General features: G+C 72.6%; 10 protein-coding genes and 1 pseudogene. 7 read left to right on the forward strand and 4 right to left on the reverse strand.

Going from position 1 to position 15,125, the window contains the following annotated elements; all coding sequences use genetic code 11:
• The first annotated feature begins 66 nt into the window (after positions 1–66).
• Entirely contained in the window at positions 67–2,562 is a 2,496-nt protein-coding gene (treY, locus tag ACZ4S3_RS22115) for a malto-oligosyltrehalose synthase (protein WP_467936734.1), read from the forward strand.
• A 6-nt stretch (positions 2,563–2,568) separates the two neighbouring features.
• On the opposite strand, the gene ACZ4S3_RS22120 is transcribed toward treY, so the two are convergent.
• Complete coding sequence (locus ACZ4S3_RS22120) at positions 2,569–3,441, reverse strand: LysR family transcriptional regulator (protein ID WP_467936736.1); 873 nt, start codon at positions 3,439–3,441, stop codon at positions 2,569–2,571.
• 145 nt (positions 3,442–3,586) lie between these two features.
• Here ACZ4S3_RS22120 and lpdA point away from each other — a divergent pair, with 145 nt between their 5' ends.
• A complete protein-coding gene (lpdA, locus tag ACZ4S3_RS22125; RefSeq protein ID WP_467937015.1) occupies positions 3,587–5,023 on the forward strand; it encodes a dihydrolipoyl dehydrogenase in 1,437 nt (478 codons plus the stop codon).
• A gap of 194 nt (positions 5,024–5,217) precedes the next feature.
• Positions 5,218–7,164, forward strand: coding sequence for a tetracycline resistance ribosomal protection protein Otr(A) (gene otr(A) / locus ACZ4S3_RS22130; protein ID WP_467936738.1), 1,947 nt, complete (start codon positions 5,218–5,220; stop codon positions 7,162–7,164).
• A 28-nt stretch (positions 7,165–7,192) separates the two neighbouring features.
• Here otr(A) and ACZ4S3_RS22135 read toward each other — a convergent pair whose 3' ends face one another.
• Positions 7,193–7,738 carry an FHA domain-containing protein gene (locus tag ACZ4S3_RS22135; protein WP_467936740.1) on the reverse strand — a complete coding sequence of 182 codons (546 nt, stop codon included), beginning with the start codon at positions 7,736–7,738 and terminating at the stop codon, positions 7,193–7,195.
• 276 nt (positions 7,739–8,014) lie between these two features.
• On the opposite strand from ACZ4S3_RS22135, the gene treZ reads away from it, so the two are divergent.
• Both treZ and ACZ4S3_RS22145 read left to right on the forward strand, forming a co-directional pair.
• A complete protein-coding gene (treZ, locus tag ACZ4S3_RS22140; RefSeq protein ID WP_467936742.1) occupies positions 8,015–9,802 on the forward strand; it encodes a malto-oligosyltrehalose trehalohydrolase in 1,788 nt (595 codons plus the stop codon).
• Between the two features lie 499 nt (positions 9,803–10,301).
• Positions 10,302–10,520 (forward strand): hypothetical protein, encoded by a 219-nt coding sequence (locus ACZ4S3_RS22145; RefSeq protein WP_467936744.1) that lies wholly within the window; start codon positions 10,302–10,304, stop codon positions 10,518–10,520.
• 262 nt (positions 10,521–10,782) lie between these two features.
• On the opposite strand, the gene ACZ4S3_RS22150 is transcribed toward ACZ4S3_RS22145, so the two are convergent.
• Positions 10,783–11,937 carry an ABC transporter substrate-binding protein gene (locus ACZ4S3_RS22150; protein ID WP_467936746.1) on the reverse strand — a complete coding sequence of 385 codons (1,155 nt, stop codon included), beginning with the start codon at positions 11,935–11,937 and terminating at the stop codon, positions 10,783–10,785.
• A 265-nt stretch (positions 11,938–12,202) separates the two neighbouring features.
• Between ACZ4S3_RS22150 and ACZ4S3_RS22155 the strand changes: the two genes are divergently transcribed.
• The gene (locus ACZ4S3_RS22155; RefSeq protein ID WP_467936748.1) at positions 12,203–12,952 is read left to right on the forward strand and encodes a GntR family transcriptional regulator; all 750 of its coding nucleotides are present in this window, start codon (positions 12,203–12,205) and stop codon (positions 12,950–12,952) included.
• Between the two features lie 181 nt (positions 12,953–13,133).
• Here ACZ4S3_RS22155 and ACZ4S3_RS22160 read toward each other — a convergent pair.
• A pseudogene (locus tag ACZ4S3_RS22160) lies at positions 13,134–13,283 on the reverse strand (cytosine permease); the annotation flags it as partial.
• A gap of 169 nt (positions 13,284–13,452) precedes the next feature.
• On the opposite strand from ACZ4S3_RS22160, the gene ACZ4S3_RS22165 reads away from it, so the two are divergent.
• The gene (locus tag ACZ4S3_RS22165; RefSeq protein WP_467936749.1) at positions 13,453–15,075 is read left to right on the forward strand and encodes a PucR family transcriptional regulator; all 1,623 of its coding nucleotides are present in this window, start codon (positions 13,453–13,455) and stop codon (positions 15,073–15,075) included.
• Positions 15,076–15,125 lie beyond the last annotated feature (50 nt).

Consider the following 15,125-nt stretch of genomic DNA (forward strand, 5'->3'; position numbering starts at 1 on the left):
GAAACGCCAACGCGGATGCCCCGGGTGGATGGCGCAACGCGCCGTCAATGGGGTACGGGTGTTCCCATGACGCAGCCTTCGAGTCCGTCACCGACCGCCACCTACCGGCTGCAGCTCCAGCCGGACTTCCCCTTCGCCGCCGCCGAGCGGGCGGTGCCGCAGCTGGCCGCGCTCGGCGTCTCCCATTTGCACCTCTCCCCCGTCCTGGAAGCGGTGCCACGGTCCACACACGGCTACGACGTGGTCGACCACACGGCGGTACGGGCCGAGCTCGGCGGCGAGAAAGGGCTGCGGGCGCTGGCGTCAACGGCCCGGTCGCACGGTCTGGGCCTGGTCGTCGACATCGTGCCGAACCATATGGCCCTGCCGGCCCCGGCCTCGCTGAACGGCCCGCTGTGGGAGGTCCTGCGGGACGGGCCGCAGTCCCCGTATGCCCGGTGGTTCGACATCGACTGGGACGGCGGGCACGGCGGGCGGATGCTGCTGCCGGTGCTCGGCGGGCCGCTGGGTGAGGAGATGCGGCACTTCCGCGTCGACGGCGATGTGCTGCGCTATCACGAGCACGCCTTCCCGCTGCGCCCCGGTACGCAGCGGCTGCCGACGGCGCGCCTCCTGGAGGCCCAGTGGTACCGCCTCGCCTGGTGGCGGCTGGCCCGCAGCGAGCTCAACTACCGGCGTTTTTTCACCATTTCGGAGCTCATCGGGGTACGTGTCGAGGACCCCGAGGTCTTCGACGCGACGCATGGCACGCTGCTGCGGCTGATCCGCGAGGGGGTCATCGACGGGCTGCGCGTCGACCATCCCGACGGCCTGGTGGACCCCGGCGGCTATCTGGCCCGGCTGCACGCCGCCACCGGGGGCCGCTGGACGGTCGTCGAGAAGATCCTCACCGGCGACGAGCGGCTGCCGGAGAGCTGGGCCTGCGCGGGCACCACGGGCTATGACGCGCTGCGGCACATCGACGCGCTGTTCGTCTGTCCGCAGGGCGCCGGCCGCCTCTTCTCGCACTACCGCGACTTCGTCACCCCGCTGGCCGACGAGGGCGGCGACTGGGAGGAGACGGTGCGCCGGGCCGCGTACGAGGTCGTCACGCACGATCTGGCCGCGGAGGTGGAACGGCTGGTGCGGACGGCGACACGGATCAGCGAGCGGGCACCGGAGCCCGGCGATCATGCGCCGTGGGCGCTGCGGCAGGCGATCAGGGAACTGCTGGTGCGGCTGCCGGTCTACCGTCCGTACGCCGCGGACGCGGGCCGGGCCGGGCACGACGCGGCGATGCTGGGCGAGGCCGCCGCGCGGGCGCGGGGCGCGTTCCGGGTGCCACAGGAGGCGCGGGCGGTGGATCTGGTGCACGATCTGGCGCTGGGGCGGTACGGGGACGGTCCCGACGGCCGCCGCCCCGACGGCCCGGACCTCACCGACACCGCCGACACCGCAGACACCGCAGACACCGCCGACACCGCAGACTTCGCCGCCCGCTTCGCCCAGACCGCCTCCGCGCTGCACGCCAAGTCCGTGGAGGACACCGCCTTCTACCGCTACCCGGTGCTGCTGTCGGCCTGCGAGGTCGGCGGGGACCCAGGAACGCCGGCGCTCGGCCCGCAGGCTTTCCACGACTTCTGCACCCGGGTGCAGCGCGACTGGCCGGCCACCGCGACGGTGCTCTCCACCCACGACACCAAGCGCAGCGCCGACGTCCGGGCGCGGATCGCGGTGCTCTCGGAGTGTCCGGACCGGTGGCGCGATGTGCTGGGCGAGGTGGCCGACGGGGCGGTCGGCCACCTCATGGCGGACGGGGCGACGGACCCGTTGGTGTCCTGGCTCGCCTGGCAGACCGTGTTCGGGCTGGGCGGTCCCTCCACCGGTGACCCGGTGGCCGCCGACCGGGTGGCGCCCGCGGTCCTCAAGGCCGTACGGGAGGCCGGGCTGCGGACCTCCTGGACGGAGCAGAACCGGGCGTACGAGGAGGCGGTGACGGAGTTCGTGCGCAGCGGGCCCTGCGGTCCCCCGGCCGCCGCCCTCACCGCGCTGGACGACGAACTGGCCCCGTTCATCCGGTCGAACGTGCTCGGTGCGACGCTGCTGCACCTCACCATGCCGGGGGTGCCCGACCTCTATCAGGGCACCGAGCGGGAGTACGCGGCGCTGGTCGACCCGGACAACCGGCGGCCCGCCCGCTTCGGGCCCGAGTCGCTCGCCGAACTGGACGGCGGGGCCGCGCCGCGGGATCTGTCCGCCGAGAAGCTCCGGCTGACGGCGTTGGTGCTGCGGCTGCGGCGGGCCCACCCCGAGTGGTTCGGCGCGTACGAGCCGCTGCGCGCGGAGGGTCCCGCCGCCGAGCACTGTGTGGCCTTCGGCCGCGGCGGGCGGGTGGTGGCGGTCGCGACGCGGCTGTCGCTGCGCCTGGTGGAGACCGGCGGCTGGTGGGACACCGCGCTGCGGCTGCCGCCCGGCGGGCCCTGGCGCGAGCTGCTGAGCGGCCGGGTGGTGGACGGGGGCGCGGCGGTGGGGCTGAGCGACCTGCTGGAGGTGTCGCCGGTGGCGCTCTTCGCGGCGGAGTGACGCGGCTCAGGGCGCGCCGGCCGCGCGCAGCAGCTCGGTGAACTCCGCGGCGGCTCCGGTCAGTTCGACCCGCGAGAACACCGTGATGTCGCGGCGCCAGGGCGGGTCGGTGGAGACCAGGGCGCAGTCGAGGCCGGTGAGTTCATGGGCCGCCGTCAGCAGGACGCCCACGCCGGCGGCGGCCATCCGGACGGCGGTCGATGTGTGCTGCGTACGGATCGCGGTGCGCGGTGTGAAGCCCGCGCGCTCGCATTCCAGGTCCAGCCAGCGCCTTCCGCCGATCACCGGCTCCAGGGCGCACCGCACCCACGGCCGCTCCGCCAGGTCGGCCAGCCGTACGGACTCCCGGGCGGCGAGCGGGTCGTCGTGCGGCACGACCAGCACCATCTCCTCCTGGCCGACGACCGTGACCGGCCCCTGCCAGTCCTTGGGGCGCGGGCCGAGCGCCACATCGGCGACGCCGCGCGCCATCCGGTCGTACAGCTCCTCGGTGGTGGCGTACTCGTGAAGCACCAGCCGTACGCCGGGATGTTCGCGCGCCCACCGGGCGCAGACCTCCGGCAGCACTCCGATCGCCTGCGCATGCACCGTGGCGATATGGAGTTCGCCGCTCTCCGCGCCGGCCGCCGCCAGGGCCGCACGGCGGGCCTGCCGGGCGCTGCGTACCGCGAGTTCGGCGTAGGGGAAGTAGGCCCGGCCCATCGCGGTCAGCCGCACGCCGCGCGTCAGCCGCTCCAACAGCGCGCCGCCCGCCTCGCGTTCGAGGGCCTTGATCTGGTGGGAGAGCGCGGACTGGGTGACATGCAGCGCCTCGGCGGCGCGGGTGAAGGACTCCTCCTCGACGACCGCCACCAGGTATTCCATCTGCCGCAGGCTCATGGCCCGCCCCCTCCCCCATGCCGTATGCACGCCGCTCATCGCCCCCATAGAAACATTGCCTTGGACTCATCGCCGCAGGTGGGCGGAGTCTTGCCGCATGAGCGAGCGGATGACCGAGCACAAGAGTGAGTGCGTGAGTGAGCGCATGGATGAGACCGCTGCGGGCACGACGGACGTCATCGTCATCGGCGGCGGCACCGGCGGCTACAGCACCGCCCTGCGTGCCGCGGCCCTGGGCCTGGGGGTGGTGCTGGCCGAACGCGACCTGATCGGCGGCACCTGCCTGCACCGCGGCTGCATCCCCAGCAAGGCGATGCTGCATGCGGCGGAGCTGGTGGACGGCATCGCCGAGGCGCGGGAGCGGTGGGGTGTGAAGGCCACCCTGGAGGCCGTGGACTGGGCGGCGCTCACCGCGACCCGGGACGACATCGTCACCCGTAACCACCGAGGGGTCGAGGGGAACTTGGACCGTGCCGGGGTGCGGGTGATACGCGGCACGGCGCGGCTGACCGGGCCGCGCACGGTGCATATCGAGGGCGGCGGGGAGTTCACGGCGCGGCGCGGCATCGTGCTGGCGACCGGTTCGCGGCCGCGGCTGCTGCCGGGGCTCGCGGCCGATGGCCGACGGGTCGTCACTAGCGACGACGCGCTGTTCGCTCCGGGGCTGCCGGCGTCGGTGCTGGTCCTGGGCGGTGGCGCGATCGGCGTCGAGTACGCGTCGCTGCACCGCTCGATGGGTGCCGAGGTCACGCTGGTGGAGGCCGCGGACCGGCTGCTGCCGCTGGAGGACGAGGAGGTGAGCCGGCATCTCGTCCGCGGGCTGAAGAAGCGCGGCATCACGGTGCGTACGGGCTCGACGCTGGTCGGCACCGAGCTGCTGCCGGACGGCGTGCGGGCCACCCTCCGCACTCCCAAGGGGGAGGAAGTCGTCCTGGAGACCGAGCGGTTGCTGGTCGCCGTGGGGCGGGTCCCGGTGACGGAGGGGCTGGCCCTGGAGGCGGCCGGGCTGTCGGCGGACGCGCGGGGGTATGTGGCGCCCGCCGACTGGTCTCGGCTGGAGACCGCCGTACCGGGCATCCATGTGGTCGGCGACCTGCTGCCGCCGCCGTCCCTCGGGCTCGCGCACGCCTCGTTCGCGGAGGGGCTGCTGGTCGCCGAGACGCTGGCGGGTATCCCCTCGCCCCCGGTGGACTACGCCGCCGTGCCCCGGGTGACGTACTCCTCGCCGGGGACCGCGTCGGTGGGCCTGACCGAGGCGCAGGCTCGCGCCCGGGGGCTGCCGGTCAAGGTGAACACCATGCCGCTGACGGCGACCGCGAAGGGCATGGTGCACGGCCGGGGCGGCATGGTGAAGGTGGTCGCGGCGGCGGACGGGGCGGGCGGTGAGGCCACCGGGGTGGTGCTCGGCGTCCATCTGGTCGGTCCGCAGGTCTCGGAGATGATCGCCGAGAGCCAGCTGATCGTGGGCTGGGAGGCCGAACCGTCCGATGTGGCCCGGCACATCCATGCGCACCCGACGCTGTCGGAGGCGGTCGGGGAGGCGTTTCTCACGCTGGCGGGGCGGGGGCTGCACCAGCACTGAGCGCCCGGCAGCCCTCGGGGCCGAAGCCGGTTAATCCGGTTGCGGCCCCGCCGACGGCTGCGCAGCATGGCCCCGTACGCCCGGTTTACCGCACCGGCCCGCACCGATCCGCACCAAGGAGCCCCGAATGCGCCGATTCCTCGGAACTACTCATCGCCCCGTCCGGACGACAGTTCTCGAGGAATCCACCTTCCATGGCACCTTCCCTGCTCCCTTCCCACACCCTGAACATCGGGATTCTCGCCCACGTCGACGCGGGTAAGACCAGCCTCACCGAGCGGCTGCTCTTCGACACCGGCGTCATCGACCGGCTCGGCAGCGTCGACGCCGGTGACACCCGTACGGACACCGGCGAGCTGGAACGGCAGCGCGGCATCACCATCCGCTCCGCGGTCGCCTCCTTCACCGTCGGTGAGAATCCCGGTGTTCAGATCAATCTGATCGACACCCCCGGCCACTCCGACTTCATCGCCGAGGTCGAACGCGCCCTGGGCGTGCTCGACGGCGCCGTGCTGCTGCTCTCCGCGGTGGAAGGCGTCCAGGCCAGGACCCGGGTGCTGATGAAGACGCTGCGGCGGCTGCGGCTGCCCACCCTGCTCTTCGTCAACAAGATCGACCGGGTCGGTGCCCGGGGCGATGCGCTGCTGGCGGACATCCGCCGGCTGCTGACCCCCGCCGCCGTACCGATGATGTCCGTGGCCGGACTCGGCACGCCCCTTGCGCGGGCGACGCCGTACGGCCTGGAGGACCCCCAGGCCCGCGACCGGATCGCCGAGACGCTGGCCGAGGTGGACGAGTCGGTGCTCGCCCAGGTGGTCGAAGGGCCGCCGCCGACCGCTGAGCAGGTGCGCGCGGCGCTGGCCGCCCGGACGGCCGACGGGTCCCTGCATCCGGTGTACTTCGGTTCGGCGCTCGGCGGGCAGGGCGTCGGTGCGCTCGTCGAGGCGATGGCCGGGCTGATTCCGCCGGCTCCGGAGGGGGCGGGCGAGGTGCCGCGGGGCACGGTGTTCGCCGTCCATCAGCCGCCGGGCGGCGAACGAACGGCTCATATCAGGCTCTATCAGGGCGCGTTGCGGTCACGGCAGCGGGTGGAGCTGCACCGGCGTGCGGCGGACGGCGGGTGGAGCTCGCTGACCGGCCGGATCACCTCCCTCGACATCGTCGGCCGGCCGCCCGGCGACGAAGGGCCGCTCACGGCGGGCAATATCGCGGTGCTCCGCGGGCTGCCCGGCATCCGCACCGGTGACCGCCTCGGGCCCGCAGGCGACGCCGAGGACGCCCTGTTCGCCGCGCCCACCCTGGAGACCGTCGTCCGGGCCCACGATCCGGCGCGCGCCGCCGCCCTGCGTGCCGCGCTGCTGGCGCTGGCCGACCAGGACCCGCTGCTGCAGACCCGCCCCGCGGCCGACGGCGCGACCTCCGTACTGCTGCACGGCGAGGTGCAGAAGGAGATCATCGCGGCCACCCTGCGCGACGAGCACGGCATCGAGGCCGAGTTCGCGCCGAGCCGGGTGGTGTGTGTGGAGCGGCCGTGCGGGGTGGGCGAGGCGCACCACGAGATCGCCAAGCGGGGCCATACCGGGCACTGGGCGACGGTCGGGCTGCGCGTCGAGCCGGGCGCCCGCGGCTCCGGCCCGGTCTTCACCTACGAGACGGAACTGGGCGCGCTGCCGCACGGCTTCCACCAGGCCATCGAGGAGACGGTGCTGGCGACGCTGCGCGAGGGGCCGCGGGGGCGGGCGGTGACGGACTGCCGGGTGGTGCTGACCCGCTCGGGGTTCGTCGGCCCGGTGAGCACCGCCGGGGACTTCCGTACGGTGACGCCGGGCGTCCTGCTGCGTGCGCTGCGCCGGGCCGGGACCAGGACCTACGAGCCGTATCACGCCTTCGAGGCGGAGCTGCCGCTCGATGCGCTGGCTGCGGTCACCGCCCGGCTCGGGGCGCTGGGCGCGGAGTTCGGCGAGACGGCGGGCGGGCGGCACGCCTGGCTGGTGCGCGGGGTGCTCCCGGCGCGTCATGTCCAGGAGGCCGAGGGCGCGCTGCCCGGCCTGACGCACGGTGAAGGGGTGTGGAGCTCGTATCCTTCGGGCGACCGTCCGGTACGGGTGACGGCCGATGCCGTGGGCGGCGGGCGGGCTTGAGAGCGCGGCGGGACTCCGGGCGGGGCGCTCAGCGCTCCGTCAGGACGTAGTCGACCCGGCCGAACGTGATGTGGTCGCCCGGCCCGACCGGCACCTCGCCCACCACGCGGCGCCCGTTGACGCAGGTGCCGTTGGTGGAGCCGAGGTCGCGCAGCATCCAGCCGCTGCCCACGCTGCGCAGTTCGGCATGGGCGCGGGAGACCGTCTCGTGGTTGAGCCGCAGGCCCACGCCGGGTGCCCGTCCCACGAGCAGCGGGAAGGGGCCCGGTGCGGGCAGCAGCAGCTTGGGCAGCCGTTCCGTACGCCATGCGCGGCGCACCCGGATGTGGAATGCCGATATCCGGCCGACCATCCGCAGCACCGCCCCCTGGACCTTGCCGCGGCTTTCCAAGTCGGCGGTGGCCAGGGCGAGATCGGAGTGCTGCTGGGCGGTGAGGACGAGTTCCAGTCGGCGCAGGAAGGTGTCCTGGGACAGCCGTCCCTGCGCCGCGCCGTCGCGCAGCAGGTCGAGGGCGCGTTCCCGGTCGGCGTCCGACGGGCGCGCCGGCCGTGCGGGGAACTCGAGCGAAGTCATGACGTGATTCTCCGGCGACCGCGAGCCGCTGTCCAGGCGATGTGTGCCTCACGAGCGGGCGGGGGCGGGGCGGCGGGCCGTTCGACGGGGCGGCGGAATGGCGCAATTACCGGCGCGAAGTCGCGCCATGTCGCCACGTCGGGGTGCCGGACGGGGCGGCGGCGTGCTTTCGTCGTCAGAAAGCGGGGCGCCGGGGACCTCCTGAACCCGGTGCACGGGAAGTCCGCAACCGGGAGCGGAGCGCGCCCCCAGGGGCCACAAACCAAGGAGGCAGCCGTGCTGTTCGAGGTCTGGGCACCGAACGCCGGGCAGGTCGCCCTCCAGTGGGCGGGCGACCGGTCCGGCGAACCCGCACTCGCTCTGGAGCGCGATACGGACCGCGACGGCTGGTGGTGCGCCGAGGCGCGGGCCCGCGACGGCGACCGCTACGCCTACCGCCTCGACGGCGGCCCGCCGCTGCCCGATCCGCGCGCCGCCCGTCTGCCTGACGGCCCCGGCGGTCCCGGCGCGGTCGTCGACCACGGCCTCTTCGCCTGGCGGCACCCGTGGCCCGGCCGCCCGCTGCCCGGCGCCGTCCTCTACGAGCTGCACATCGGCACGTACACCCGCCAGGGCACCTTCGACGCCGCGGCCGACCGTCTGCGGCACCTCGCCGACCTGGGCATCACCCATATCTCCCTGATGCCGGTGTGCCCGTTCCCCGGTACGCATGGCTGGGGATACGACGGCATCGCCCCGTGGGCGGTACACGAGCCGTACGGCGGACCGGACGGGCTCAAGCGGTTCGTGGACGCCGCGCACGGGCACGGTCTCGGGGTCGTCCTCGACGTCGTCCACAACCACCTCGGTCCGTCCGGCAACCATCTCCCCGCATTCGGCCCGTACTTCACCGATGCCCATCACACGCCCTGGGGGACGGCGGTCAATCTCGACGCTCCCGGGTCGGATGAGGTACGCCGCTATCTCATCGGCAGCGCGCTGGGCTGGCTGCGCGACTACCGCATCGACGGGCTGCGACTGGACGCCGTTCACGCGCTGCACGACACCCGCGCCCGGCACTTCCTGGCCGAACTCTCCGCCGAGGTGGAGGCGTTGGCCGGCCATCTGCGGCGCCCGCTGTTCCTGATCGCCGAGTCGGACCGCAACGATCCGGTGACCACCACCTCGCGTGCGTCCGGCGGCCACGGCCTGCACGCCCAGTGGAACGACGACTTCCACCACGCCCTGCACACCGCTTTCACCGGCGAATCCCACGGCTACTACGCCGACTTCGCCCGCGCCCCGCTGGCCGCCCTCGCCAAGACCCTGACCGGCGGCTTCTTCCACGACGGTACGTACTCCAGCTTCCGCGGCCGCACCCACGGCGCCCCCCTGGACCCGCGCCGCACACCCCCCTACCGCCTGCTGGCCTATGCCCAGACCCACGACCAGATCGGCAACCGCGCCCTCGGTGACCGCCTCACCGCCACGCTTTCCCCCGGCCTGCTGGCCTGCGCGGCCGCGCTTGTCCTGTGCGCCCCCTTCACGCCGATGCTCTTCATGGGCGAGGAGTGGGGCGCGCGGACGCCCTGGCAGTACTTCACCGACCACACGGACCCGGACCTCGCCCAGGCCGTACGGGACGGACGGCGCCGGGAGTTCGCCGCTCACGACTGGGGCGGTGCGGCCGCCGACTGGCCGGACCCGCAGGATCCGGCGACCCGGTCCCGCTGCGTCCTGGACTGGACCGAACCCGACGACGAACCGCATGCCGCGCTGCTGTCCTGGCATCGGACACTGCTCGGTCTGCGCCGCACCGTAGCGGCCCTGACGGATCCGGATCCGGCCCGCACCCAGGTCACTTACGACGAGGGGGCCCGCTGGCTGGTCCTGCGGCGCGGGGCCGTCCGGGTGGTCGTCAATCTGGCCCGGGGCGCCGCGGTGGCCGTCCCGGTGGGCACGGACGGGGGGCCGCGCCCGGAGCTGGAGGTGCTGGCCGCGTGGGGCGAGGGGGGCGGGCCTGACGGTGACGGGGTGGTGCGGGTGGGGGCGGAGTCGGTGGTCGTGGTGCGGGAAGTTCTCTGAGCGGTGCCTTCTTGCAGCTTGGGGGCGTATGAGTCCCGTTGGGCCATATCACCGGCATTACCGGCGTCACCGGCATCACCGGAGACAGCAGACAATTCCGGACGGGGAGCAATTCCGCAGCTAATTGCACGGTTGGTTACACGGGCGACGCCGCCCCTAAATGCCGTTTTACCCCCACCTGCAAGGCCGCGCCCGCGATGCATACGATGCGGATATGACCGCGCAAGGCCCGTGCACGGCTTTCCCCAAGGGTTGTCCAGTAGGTGCCACGCCAGGGGATTCGTCACCCCAGGAGCCACAGAAGCCCAGGTCAGAGCGATTGCGCCGCTTGCATTTCCCTCAGGTAAAGAAACCGGAAGGAAAGTTGCCCGGCAACCCGCCGACGTGGTTGCATCCTGCGAGTGCACGAGTCGTCGATACGGCGTCTGGTTTTGGTCGTCGGCACGACTTTCAGTAATCCAGTTTCAGTAATTCAGAGCGTTAAAGGGAAGGCCACGCCATGCGCAACGACTTCACCGCCAAGATCGACTCCTGCGAGATTTCCGACAGCGAGCTGGACGGTATCTCCGGAGGCATCGCAAGCGCCGGCGGCGAGGTTGCCGGGCACGGCGCCGCTGTGAGCATCGGCGATGTCGTCGGCACCGCCCAGTCCCTCGCCCCCGCCCTGCCCGTCTCGCAGGTCGCCGGTCTCGCCACGGTGCAGACCTCCGGCGTCTGACGGCAGCGTCTGCGGCAAGACGCACGGAACCCCGGGACCCTCCGTCCCGGGGTTCCCGCGTTTCGGCGAAGACCGCCAGGCGGCCTGTGACACGACGAGCCACCGAACCGGCACCAACCACGACCACAAGCCACTCACTGCCACCGCGGGCCTTCCGCTTCAGGGGAGGCGAGCGGCGGGAGGACGGCGAGTCAGCCGGCCGCGCGGTGCCGCCGCTGGGAGGAGGCGGCGGGCACCACGTCGGCCCTGATGCGGGGCGCGGTCACCTGGAAACGGCATCGCTCCAGTACTGGCTGATGAAGACCTTGGCACTGTTCTGCTGGGACTCGGACGGGAAGCTCGGCGTGCCGGAGACCGCCGGCAGCTTCGCCGCTGCGGTCTTGTCGAGCGTGCCGGCCTTCTTCATGGCGGTCATCAGAGCCGGGCGGGCGTATCCCCTGAGTCTGAGGTTCTGGCCCTCGGCGCTGTAGAGGTACTCCAGCCACAGGCGCGCGGCCGCGGGGTGCGGCGCATACGTGTTGATCGCCTGCGAGTAGTACTGGGAGAACTTGCCGTCCGTGGGGACCGCGACCGTCCAGTCGAGGCCCTTGGACTTGAACTCGTTGGTGTACCCGGCGTTGAGGTAGTCCCAGTCGATGCTGATCGGCGTCTCGCCCTTCTCGACGGTGGCCGGGGTGGATTCGACGGGCGTGTAGTTGCCGTTCTTCTTCAGCTTGGCGAAGAAGTCTATGCCGGGCTGGATGTCGTCGAAGGAGCCGCCGCTGGCGAGGGCCGCCGCGTACACGGCGCCGAAGGCCGAACCCGACTTGCTGGGGCTGCCGTTGAGCGCGACCTGCCCCTTGTACTGCGGCTTGAGCAGATCCTTGAAGCTGGTCGGGCAGGTCTGCACACGCTTGGCATCGCAGCCGAAGGAGATGTAGCCGCCGTAGTCGTTTGCCCAGCGGGCGATCGAGTCCTTCTGGACATCGGGGATGTCAGCGAAACCGGCGACCATGTACGTCGCGAGCAGCCCCTGCTGGGCGGCGCTCTGCGCGAAGGAGCTGCCGAGGTCCAGGACGTCGGGCGCGCGGTCCTGGCCCTTGCGCGAGGTGACCGCGTTGATCTCGTCCTGGCTGGCGCCGTTCGGGTTCTCGACCTCGACCTTGATGCCGTACTTCTTCTTGAAGCCGTCGATCAGGGCGCCGTAGTTGGCCCAGTCGCGGGGCAGCGCCATCGCATGCAGCGAGCCCTCCTTCTTGGCCGCCTCGGCCAGGGCGTCGATGCCGCCGAAGTCCTTGGCCGTGGACGCGGTGGCCGCGCTCTTGCCGTCGGCGCCGGTCGACGCGTCGGGGGCCGCGCCACAGGCGCTGAGGGCGAGGGCGGCGGTGCCGGCGAGGACGCCGGTGAGGACGGCGGTCCTCGGCAGGAACACGGTCACGGTCTCTCCAGGGGTGCGCACAGAGGGGTTGAGGGGATTCCTGCGGGGCCACACAGGGGATGCACGTGGGGGGTGAGCACTTGTCCGGCGACTTGTCTGAACAAGTTGGGCCTAAGTAGGCCCAACAATGGCGTCTATTAGGTGAACATTGGTTAAACTAATGACTCCGATTCCCTCACGATCGCAGCTCGCGGGGGTCACACTGCACGTCGCCAGGCCGGCCGCGCTGCACACTTTGCGCACAACTCCGCGCGAGAGAGGAAGCATGGCGGCACGACACGAGGAGATCGCCGAAGAGCTGAGGCGGGCGATCGACCGCCAGGACTACACCGTGGGCAGCCTGCTCCCCGCGGAGACCGAACTCGCGGCCCACTACGGCGTCTCGCGCGGCACGGTCCGCCAGGCCGTCGCGGCCCTGACCGCCGAGGGACGCATCGGGTCACGCCAGGGCGCCCGCCGTGTGGTCCTGGCCGGCCGCCGCAGTCAGAGCTTCACCGAGCTGTGCAGTTTCGCGCAGTGGGCGCACGCGATGGGCCGCGAGGCGTCCGGACACGTGGTGTCGTCCGCATACCGCCCCGCGACGCCGGAGGACTCCGCGCGACTTCAACTCCCGCCCGGCGCACCGGTGTTGCACATCCTGCGGGTACGCGGTCTGGACGGCGAGCAGGTGCTGCTGGAGCGGACCGTGTACGCGGACTGGATCGCCCCCACCGTCGAGCGCATCGAGCCCGAGTGCCCGTCCGTGACACAGCGGCTGTACGAGGACGAGGGCCTGGTCTTCGCGTACGGCGAGCATCAGATCGACGCCGTGGCGGCGGGCGCCCAGGACGCCGAGCTCCTCGGCGTGCGTCGTACCAGCCCGCTGCTGCGCGTACGGCGGGTCACCACAACACGCGCAGGGCGCCCCGTGGAGTGGTCGGACGACCGCTACCGCTCGGACGCCGTGAGCTTCAGCGTCCACAACTCGACAAGGAACAACACGCTGGCTCGCAAAACGGGCCCCGCCATGAGCTGAGCGGTCTTGCCCGAGCCGGCTGCTCGGTGGGCAGATGGTGGAGGCTGTGCCTTCATTCCCATCCGGGCCTGTCCATCGACCGAAGAACCGCAGGCCACCATCGAGCAGGCCCTCGCACAGCGGGACGCCCTTCTCCGCGCGGCAGCACCTGACTTTCGCAAGACCGCTCAGGCGGAGAATTCAGCACGAAGTTCCCGGTGAACCAGAAGGGTCCCTGGTGCCACACCTTTCCGTGCCGTTCGCGGACGGGGACGTAATCGATGGAGCGGACCTCGATCACACGGGATCCTCGCCCCTCGCTCGTACCTTCCCTGGGGGACGTGGGATCCATGCGGGTCTCTCCTGGGGGGCGTGGCGACAGGTCTCAGCGGGTTCTGCAGTGGCTGCAGTGGTTCGGTAACCGCAGTAGTTGCGGTCTACAGCGAATCCGCGGTGGTGTGAACTTAGGGCGTCGCGCCACCGGGACTCGATCGCCCGATCGTCCACCCCATAGATATGTGATGGACACTATGTCTATGCCGCTGCATATCTCCGACCTCTTGGCCCGGCCCGACCTGAATCTGTCGGTCACCTATGACGTGCCGCCGCAGCTGCTGACGCGCACCATCGAGGCGGCCACCGTCTCGGATCTGCTGGTCCCGGGGAAGTGGCTGCAGGGCGGTGAGCTGCTGATGACCATCGGCCTGCTGCTGCCCATGGAGCCGGCCGCGTGCCGGGCATACGTACGGGATGTGGCCGAGGGCGGGGCGGCGTGTCTGGCACTGGGCCTCGGGCAGGGCCTGCCCTACCAGGAGGCGCCCGAGCCGCTGGTGCGAGCCGCCGAGGAGGCCGGCCTGCCGCTGCTGACGGTGCCGGACGAGGTGCCGTTCATCGCGGTGACCAAGGCGGTCTTCGACGCGCGGGCCGATGAGCGGCGCGAGGTGCTGCACCGGGCGTTCGCCACCCAGCGGCGGCTGACGGCCGCGGCGGCCGACAACGGGCTGCGGCCGATGCTGGAGGAGTGGACGGCCGCCACCGGGGTGGGTGCGGCGGTGCTCGACCCGCTGGGGCGGCTGCTCGCGGCGGGCGAGCGGGAGACGAGCCCGCCGCTGGCGGAAGCGCGGGATCTGATCGAACGGGTCGCGGCGCGCGGACTGCGCGGCAGCGCCTCCAGTACGGCGGCGGGGCGGCAGCTGGAGGTCCAGCCGCTCGGCGCCCGGCGGTTGCGCGGGCTGCTGCTGCTCACCGGCCGCCCGGACGACGCCGCCCGTTCGGTCGTACCGGGTCTGGTCTCGCTGCTCTCGCTGGAGCTGGAGCGGCGCCATCTGCGCGATGAGCCGGAGCGCCGCCGCCGGTCGGCACTGCTGTCGGAGCTCCTGGCCGACGAGGAGCTCTCCAGTGGGCGGGCCCGCGACATGCTGGCCTCGGCCGGTGTGACCGCCGAACGGGTGCGGGGCGTCGCGGTGGAGGCCGGGGCCGGCCGGAACGGTGCTGCGGAGCGCGGGGCGGCGGCCGCGAAGCCCGCCGAGGGCGCCGCGCAGGAGATGGCCGCCGATCTGGCGCTGGCCATGCCCGGCGGGCTGGTCAGGGTGACGGGCGAGGTCATCGAGGCGGTCGTCGGCGAGGATCTGGACATCCGCGAGGTGCTCGGCCGGTTCGCCCCGGGCTGCGCGGCCGGGATCGGTCCGGCCGCCGCCCCCGAAGCGGTACGGGTCTCGCTGCGCCAGGCGGCCGGGCTGCTCGCCGTCAGCCGGTCGAGCGGCGCGCCCGCCGAGGCCCGGCAGAGCGAGGCCAGCAGGCTGCTGCTCGACCTGGGCGACCGCCGTACGCTGCACGGATACGCCGACACGGTGCTCGGCCCGCTCGATCTGGCCGACAACGGCGAGGAGTTGATCGCCACGCTGGCGGCCTGGCTGGAGACCGGCGGTGCCTGGGACGCCACCAGCCGGCGGCTCGGCGTGCACCGCCACACCGTACGCAACCGCCTCGACAAGGCGATGGACCTCACCGGCCGCCGGCTCGATGACCCCGACGACCGCTTCGACCTGTGGCTGGCCACCCGCATCCGCCGCGGCGGCGCCCCCTCCCCCGGCACCGCCGGCTCCCCGGCCACGCACCGGCCCCCGGCCCCGCCGCGCCGATAGGCGCAACGCGCCGGACACCAAGCGCTCTTCACTCTCACCCCGCCACCGTC

Source organism: Streptomyces sp. NPDC028368, assembly GCF_055565615.1.